Below are 7,623 nucleotides of genomic sequence, written 5' to 3' on the forward strand. Positions count from 1 at the left end.
GGTGAGAGTAAACATTCTTAGGACGGAACCGAATGTGAGATTGCTTTAGAGCAGCTGCCGACCTTGCCGAACAGGGTCTATTTGCATGGTTCCCGACACATCGAAAGGAAGTAGATTGATGATCGTTAGTGCGAATGAGGAGGTCATGGACACCGTCGCGAAGACGCCCGAAAACGCGGAGCAGAAGACGGTTTTTCACGACCTAGACGACTACCTTGGGCTTCGCCGCCAGGGCACACTGGCACTTTCCCCCGACGGCTCCATGCTCGTGGCGGAGGCTGCGGAACTTGAGCAGAAGAAGAATGACTGGGTGAACGCACTTTGGCAGATCGATCTCGAAGGCGCCCTGCCAGCGCGCCGGATAACTCGATCATCCGCTGGCACCAGGGCAGCAGCGTTCCTTCCCGATGGATCACTACTCTTTCTTGCCCCGCGGGGGCCGACGGCGGAGAGCGGTACTCGTAGCGAAGGGGAGCCGCAGGGCTTGTCACTGTGGAAATTGTCTTCGGATGCGGGGACTGAGGCCGAACAGCTAGCAGTGAACCAGCAAGGAGGGTTCAGTGCGCTGGAAGTCGCAGCCCACTCCGGCGACGTCATCTTGAAAGCGTCAGTGCTGATCGGGGCGGCTCCTGCGGAAGCCGGGGTGCGGACTCGGCAACGAGCAGAGCGAGATGTATCCGCGATCCTGCATGACGGCTATCCAGCGAGGCTGCGCCATCGTGACATTGGGCCGGAGCAGGACCGGCTATTTGTGACCAGCGACAACGGATCTGTTCAGTTGCGAGATCTCACCCCAGATGCCGAATACGGATTACTTCAAACTTCCTTTGATGTCAGCCGCGACGGAACGTTCATCGTGACTTCGTGGCAGCGAATCGAGCGTGAAGTCGAAATGACCTTTGAGCTCGTGAGGATCGAGACGTCCACTGGTGCCCGCACGGTGCTGGCCGGAGCGCCCGGAATGCTTTACGGCGGGCCAGTTCTCTACTACGAAGTTGCTCCCGCGATCTCTCCGGATGGCTCGCGTGTTGCGTGTGTCCGTCTGGAACAAGGAACATACGAAAGAGCAGACGTACAAAGTCTGTGCTTGGTGGACACCGAAGGACCTCGGGAACCCGTGGTGGTGCCGTTGGAGGGCGAGTTGCGAGCAAAGCTTCTCGTGTGGGCGCCTGACGGAAAAACGTTGTACTTCGTTGCCGATCAATCGGGCAGGGCGCCCATCTTCGCACTAGATGTCAGTTCAGCTCGCCTGCGCAGACTCGTCAACGATGGATCCTATTCGGGGCTCTGTGTTCATCCCGACGGGCAGTTGATCTATGCGGTGCGCTCCAGTTGGAGCGATCCCGGCAGCGTGGTCGTCTTAGATACCGGTCTGATAGACCAGACGCCGGTAGAGCTGCGTGGGCCAGCTCCGGTTCCGCAGTTGCCTGGAACTTTGAGCGAAGTGAGCGTTGTTGTCCAGGACGGGACGTCGGTGCGTGCGTTCTTGGCCCTTCCAAAGGAGGCATCGCGGGAGCATCCCGCGCCACTGCTGCTGTGGGCACATGGTGGACCCGTCAACTCTTTTAACACGTGGTCATGGAATTGGTGTCCGTGGCTTTTGACCGCCTGTGGTTATGCGGTGCTAATGCCCGATCCGGCACTTTCCACCGGGTACGGTCAAGAAATGCTCCAGCGTGGCTGGGGCGAGTGGGGGAAAGCTCCCTTCAATGATTTGATGGCGGTCACTGATGAGGCTCTCACCCGGGAGGATTTGGATAGCACCCGAACAGCTGTGATGGGTGCTTCGTTCGGTGGTTACATGGCCAATTGGATCGCCGGGCATACTGACCGATTCAAGGCAATCACCTCGCACGCGGGTATTTGGGCGCTGGATGATTTTGGTGAGTCAACGGATCTGCCCAACTTCTGGCGTGCGGAAATGGAACGCGGGAGGATCGTTGAGAACTCACCGCATCTGCATGCGCGCAAGATTGTCACTCCGATGCTTGTGACGCATGGGGATAAAGACTACCGCGTACCCGTTGGCCAAAGTATGCGGTTGTGGTGGAGTCTACTCGCGCACCATGATGTCGATGAACCGTTGCCTCACCGCTTCCTTTATTTTCCCGACGAATCACACCGCATTCTCAGGCCCCGGAATCAGAAAATTTGGTATGAGACGGTTCGCGCATTTTTGGCCTGGCATGTCTTGGATGAGGGGTGGAACCCACCGGCGGACTCAACCTTGTAATTGACTTACCCACAATTGGGTGCTGCCTATTTTTACCAATCCAGAAAAGGGGAAAAGTCATGGGACTTCGTGAGGAAGCTGGCGAGCTCCAAGAGGAACTGACTCGATTACGGCATTCTCTGCATAGGGAGCCTGAGATCGGACTAGATTTGCCGCTGACGCAGAAGAAGGTGCTTGACGCCATCGACGGGCTGCCTTTGGAAGTGTTCACCGGTCGCAGTTTGTCTTCCGTGACAGCTGTGCTCCGCGGATCCCCGGGCGGACCCACGGTGCTCCTGCGAGGGGATATGGATGCGTTACCCCTTGTAGAGCAGACGGGCGTTGGGTACGTTTCGGAAATCGCCGGTGCGATGCACGCTTGTGGACACGACCTTCACACCACGATGTTGGTGGGGGCAGCGAAACTTCTCTCGCGACGAGTACACCAGATAAAAGGGAACGTCATTTTCATGTTTCAACCTGGCGAAGAAGGCTGGGACGGGGCGGCAAAGATGATTGGTGAGGGTCTCTTGGAAGTGGCTGGCGATCGTCCGGTGGCGGCCTATGGGCTGCATGTGGCAGCCGGCAATGTGCCGCTGGGCAAGTTCGCCACTCGTGTGGGCGCGTTGAGTTCTGCCTCGGCACGGATGGCGGTTCTGGTCAGAGGTGTGGGTGGCCACGGCTCGAAGCCGCACCTGTCCAAAGACCCCGTACCGGGGGCTTGTGAAATGATCCTTGCCTTGCAAGCCGCTGTTACCCGTAGTTTCGATGTCTTTGACCCAGTGGTACTTACCGTCGGTTCTCTCCACGGCGGCACTGCCAGGAACATTATTGCCAGCGAGGTGAAATTCGAGGCGACCATTCGTTGCTATTCGGAAGCATCAAGCGAACGCATCGAAGAGATCTTCACACGTATTTGTCGCGGGATTGGCGCTGCCCATGGACTCGAAGTTGACGTTGACTTTGCACAAGAATATCCGCCCATGGTGGGTTCGCAAGCTGGTGCAGTAGCGGCGCAAAAGACCGTGACGGCACTTTATGGAGAAGACGAATATCTTGAGCTTGAGCATGCTGTGTATGGTTCAGAAGACTTCGCGTACGTGCTAAAAAGAGTCGGTGGAACATTCATCTTCATGGGCTCGTGCGCACCCGTAGATGCCCCGGGAATCGTTGCCCAGAACCACTCCGATAACGTGATATTCGAGGACTCGGTGCTCTCACGGGGTTCAGCAGTACTCGCTGGGCTTGCCCTGGGACATCTGAATCCCGGAGATGGTCTGGCGTGAACGCAACGGATGGAAATCCCCGCAGCTTCACAGCTCCGGGATAGCTGAAGCTTCCTTTTCCATGAGTTCTGACATTGCTTTAGCAGCCGTGCGAATGTGCGCACGAACCGCGCGTTCAGCCCCGCGTGCGTCGCCGGCGCGCAGGGCCAGAACGATGGCGCCGTGCTCGCTAAGTGATGCTTCGGGGCGTCCTGGGACACGGGTGGAGATATTGTTTCCAATGCGCATCTGTCCGAAGAGGTTGTCGGCAACGCCCACCAGCCGCTTGTTACCGGATCCGATCCAGAGGAGCTGGTGGAACCTGACGTCTAGATCGGCATATCCGGCTAGGTCGCCGGCTGACACGAAGGCTCGTTGTTGTTCAAGTAACACGTCCATGCCGTTGGCAACATCAAGGCGAGATGGTGACTGGATGGTTCGTCGGCAAGCGATCACTTCTAGCGCTTCACGCAGTTCGTAGATCTCCATCAGATCACTGGCGCTAAATTGTGGAACAAAGAATCCGCGATGTTCGCGGGACTCGAGAAGTCCTTGGCGTTCAAGGGCTGCAAGTGCCGTCCGGATTGGTGTTGGTGAAAGGCCGAGTCGGGAGACCAGAGGCCGCACTGTCACGCGGTCTCCTGGCGATAACTCTCCAGAGAGGATCAGTTTGCGGATCTGTGTGTGCGCCACGCTTACCAGGCCGTCTCCGCGAACGGCTTCCCGTTCCAGACTGGCCAACTCAACTCCGGGTGTCATATTCACAGGACTCAAGCTACCACCCTTGACCTACTAGCAAGAAGTATGTCAATCTAGAATCAAATTCAAGATTCAATCAAAAATCAAATATGAAGAGTAGAAATCGTTGACTGAATACTAATCACGTTCCTCTACATCCTGTCCACTCGTGAGTCGACCTTCCTTACGTCGGCGCCGTACACGCCATCGGGACCGCAATAGGCGGAACCGTGAACTGATCGAGAAAGTGTAAACATCATGAATTTGGCTAAGATCGCTCGTCGCCGCTACACCGTGGGGGCTACCCCTCTTGAGTTCCTTCCGAACCTCAGCAGAGAACTGGGCGGCCCTCGTATCCACATCAAGCGCGATGACCTGCTGGGTTTAACCTCTGGCGGTAATAAGACTCGCAAGCTCGAGTTCCTAATGGCAGACGCGTTGGCGCGTGGCGCAGACACGATCATCACAACGGGTGCGGTCCAATCCAACCATTGCCGTTTAACGCTTTCGGCAGCTGTTAAGGAAGGACTCAAATGCCGGTTGCTCATCGAGGAACGAGTAGAGGGTTCGTACAACGAAGAAGCCAGTGGCAACAACTTCTTGTTCCGTCTGCTGGGCGCTGAATCCATTACTCCAGTACCGGGGGGAACAGATCTAATGACTCGGATGGAGACGATGGCGCAGGAAGTCATCGCAGAAGGCGGACGACCCTACATTGTGCCAGGTGGCGGCTCCAACGCGCTGGGTGCCCTAGGCTATGTAGCCTGCGCGGAAGAAATACTCACGCAGAGCTTTGACGCGGGCTTGGATATCGACCATGTGGTGTGTGCCAGTGGATCCGGCGGAACACACGCCGGCCTGCTCGCCGGTTTCTATGGCAATCAAAGCGGAATCCCACTGACCGGGATCAGTGTGCGGGGGGCAAAAGGACCCCAAGAAGCCAAAATTCACGGTTTGGCGCAGCAGACGCTAGCGCTTGCGGGCGCGCAGCTGCAGATTCCGGTGGAACTGTCCGTGGTGCGCGACGACTTCGTAGGACCGGGCTATTCGCTCCCGACGAAGGAAATGACGGAGGCAATCAAGCTATTCGCACGGACCGAAGGAATCCTTCTTGATCCGGTCTATACCGGCAAGACTGCTGCAGGCCTCGTGGGGATGATCCAAGAAGGCTCTTTTGAAAAGGACAGCGACGTCCTGTTTGTCCATACCGGAGGCTCGCCTGCCCTCTACGCATACCCGAACGAGTCTCTGGGATAGATCTTGCTAACCGAACCAGTTCCATCCCGGGTAGTGGGGATACTAGGCGGCATGGGTCCCTCTGCCACGGCAGATTTTTATGCCAAGTTGATCGCCCACACTCCGGCGTCGCTGGATCAAGAGCATCTTCGAGTGGTAATTTGGGCGGATCCTACGGTGCCCAGCCGTCAGGACGCCATTCTCGCCGGTGCTCAAGATCCAACGCCATGGCTGGAAACCGGACTGCAACGGCTCATGGACTGCGGAGCGGAGATCATCGTCGTTCCGTGCAATACCGTTCATGGCTACCTTCCAGCCGTCCTGGCCGGAAAGCCCGTTGAATTCATCAGCATCATTGATTCAACGATCCAGGCAGTCCAGCGCAGTGCGCGGAGTGGCACGATCGGGTTGCTGGCAACTGATGGTGCCCTTCTGTCGGGGATGTACCAGCAAGCTCTCAGCGATGCCGGATACGACGTTGCTGTCCCGGTCCCGGAAGATCAAGCGCTGCTGATGAACATAGTTCACGGGGTCAAGGCTGGTAGGCCTGGGGCATCTTCGCTCCAGGACCTGCGCCAGATTTTGGCGAACCTGTATGAGCAGGGGATTCAGAGCGTCATTGTGGGCTGCACCGAGTTGTCGACGTTGGTTTCGGAAATAGGGGATTCCGGCGTCGTGACACTGATCGATCCAGCGGTCGAACTAGCTATCGCGACTGTGCGCAGTGCTCGGACCCACGTCCGAGCTTCGTGCGGTGAGCTGAACAGTTACCCAACACTGTCTCATTCCTCCCGGGCCGTTAGCTAGGGCCCTATTCTCACCCGGTCAGGGGTCGCCACTCATGGAGGTGCGCGCATTCCCTGACCGGATGGGCCCCGCTCCTGTACGCACGTTTCATTGGCTATCACAGCACAGTTAGAAGAAGAGAATGCCCATCAGTAAAACCCTCCAGGAGCCCTTGCCCCGGCGTCGAGCGCGAAAAAACCCGGTGCGCGAAAGCCGGGCACAGCTCATACCCGGGCTCATGGCCTGCACCGTGGGGGTACTTATTTCCTTCGGGATTCATACGCTGCTTCCCTCGCTCCCTGCGCTGACAGTGGCGGTAGTACTTGGAATCCTGTGCGCGAACCTGCCTCGCGTGCGGACGCCGACCGCCGGATCTTTTCGTCCCGGACTGGATTTTGCCGGCAAGAAGCTTATGCGGGCCGGGATTGTGGTGCTTGGCTTGAAGCTGAGCATCGTCGATGTCTGGGAGTTGGGCTGGGCAACTTTCGCGATCATTGTTGGCGTAGTCGTTCTGGCATTTACCGGTACTTATTTCTTGGGGAAACTCTTTAGGCTTCCGGGAGAGACCCCCTTATTGATCGCCGCCGGGTTTTCAATCTGCGGAGCCTCCGCCATTGGAGCGATGGCCGCTGCGCGGCGCATTCGCCATACTGATACGGTCATGCCGGTAGCGCTGGTAACTCTCTGCGGAACCCTCGCCATCGGCGTCCTGCCGCTACTCATGGGTCCGTTGTCTCTTTCACCAATTCAGTTTGGGGAATGGACGGGGGCTTCGGTGCACGACGTCGGCCAAGTCGTTGCAACGGCGCAAGTGGCCGGGTCCGCTGCGCTGGCGGCCGCCTTGGTCTTCAAGTTAACCCGGGTCATGTTGCTGGCGCCCATTGTCTTCATAGCGGCCTTGGCGACGCGTCGAAGCGCCCGCAACCAGGGCGTAGATGCTGTCAGCGGCCAGAAGCCGTCGTCGTTGCCACCGTTGGTTCCCGTGTTTGTTATTGGCTTCGTGGCGATGATTGTCATCAGATCGCTGGGAATCCTAAGTCCCGGGATGCTAGAGATCGGTTCCCTGCTCCAGGACGTGCTCCTAGGCGCCGCGCTCTTCGGTTTGGGCTCCGCTGTGAGTATCAGGGACTTGCTCTCCACCGGAATTAGGGGAAGCCTTGTGGCATTGCTGTCCTGGACACTCATCGCAACCCTGGGTTACGGGGCAGTGCAGTTGATCTCGTTGTAGGAATAAAATCAGGCGACCGCCCCTTTGGGCCGCTGCCATTCGCACCCACCTCATTAAGAAGGAATAACGTGTCTACGTCGCAAAAGAGAACTGAAACTGGCCGTGGAGAGCTCCCGGTGACTGGCAGTAGCCGCGTTAAGCGTGGTATGGCTGAGATG

The 7,623-nt window shown here is 57.6% G+C and carries 6 protein-coding genes; 5 read left to right on the forward strand and 1 reads right to left on the reverse strand.

The genetic code is table 11. The features are described 5' to 3' along the window. The first annotated feature begins 118 nt into the window (after positions 1-118). Positions 119-2,233 (forward strand): prolyl oligopeptidase family serine peptidase, encoded by a 2,115-nt coding sequence (locus tag LOH53_RS15860; RefSeq protein ID WP_230068736.1) that lies wholly within the window; start codon positions 119-121, stop codon positions 2,231-2,233. Positions 2,234-2,292: 59 nt separating this feature from the next. Continuing rightward, complete coding sequence (locus tag LOH53_RS15865; RefSeq protein WP_230068731.1) at positions 2,293-3,498, forward strand: M20 metallopeptidase family protein; 1,206 nt, start codon at positions 2,293-2,295, stop codon at positions 3,496-3,498. A 27-nt stretch (positions 3,499-3,525) separates the two neighbouring features. Here LOH53_RS15865 and LOH53_RS15870 read toward each other — a convergent pair whose 3' ends face one another. Continuing rightward, positions 3,526-4,242 (reverse strand): GntR family transcriptional regulator, encoded by a 717-nt coding sequence (locus LOH53_RS15870; protein ID WP_230068737.1) that lies wholly within the window; start codon positions 4,240-4,242, stop codon positions 3,526-3,528. A gap of 231 nt (positions 4,243-4,473) precedes the next feature. On the opposite strand from LOH53_RS15870, the gene cuyA reads away from it, so the two are divergent. The 3 genes from cuyA to LOH53_RS15885 all read left to right on the forward strand — a co-directional run bounded on the left by cuyA (position 4,474) and on the right by LOH53_RS15885 (position 7,465). Next, positions 4,474-5,472 carry a D-cysteate sulfo-lyase gene (gene cuyA, locus LOH53_RS15875; RefSeq protein ID WP_230068732.1) on the forward strand — a complete coding sequence of 333 codons (999 nt, stop codon included), beginning with the start codon at positions 4,474-4,476 and terminating at the stop codon, positions 5,470-5,472. Between the two features lie 33 nt (positions 5,473-5,505). Continuing rightward, on the forward strand, positions 5,506-6,258 hold the full coding sequence (cuyB, locus tag LOH53_RS15880) for a cysteate racemase (protein ID WP_326832803.1): 753 nt from the start codon (positions 5,506-5,508) through the stop codon (positions 6,256-6,258). 121 nt (positions 6,259-6,379) lie between these two features. Continuing rightward, entirely contained in the window at positions 6,380-7,465 is a 1,086-nt protein-coding gene (locus tag LOH53_RS15885; protein WP_376991782.1) for a YeiH family protein, read from the forward strand. The last annotated feature ends 158 nt before the right edge of the window (positions 7,466-7,623 follow it).

Source organism: Arthrobacter cryoconiti (assembly GCF_020905375.1).
Lineage (GTDB): Bacteria > Actinomycetota > Actinomycetes > Actinomycetales > Micrococcaceae > Specibacter > Specibacter cryoconiti.

What these genes read in the sequence shown, in the direction of transcription:
- LOH53_RS15865 (WP_230068731.1), top strand. Translation starts at nt 2,293, where the DNA reads ATGGGACTTCGTGAGGAAGCTGGCGAGCTCCAAGAGGAACTGACTCGA.
- LOH53_RS15860 (WP_230068736.1), top strand. Translation starts at nt 119, where the DNA reads ATGATCGTTAGTGCGAATGAGGAGGTCATGGACACCGTCGCGAAGACG.
- cuyA (WP_230068732.1), top strand. Translation starts at nt 4,474, where the DNA reads ATGAATTTGGCTAAGATCGCTCGTCGCCGCTACACCGTGGGGGCTACC.
- LOH53_RS15885 (WP_376991782.1), top strand. Translation starts at nt 6,380, where the DNA reads ATGCCCATCAGTAAAACCCTCCAGGAGCCCTTGCCCCGGCGTCGAGCG.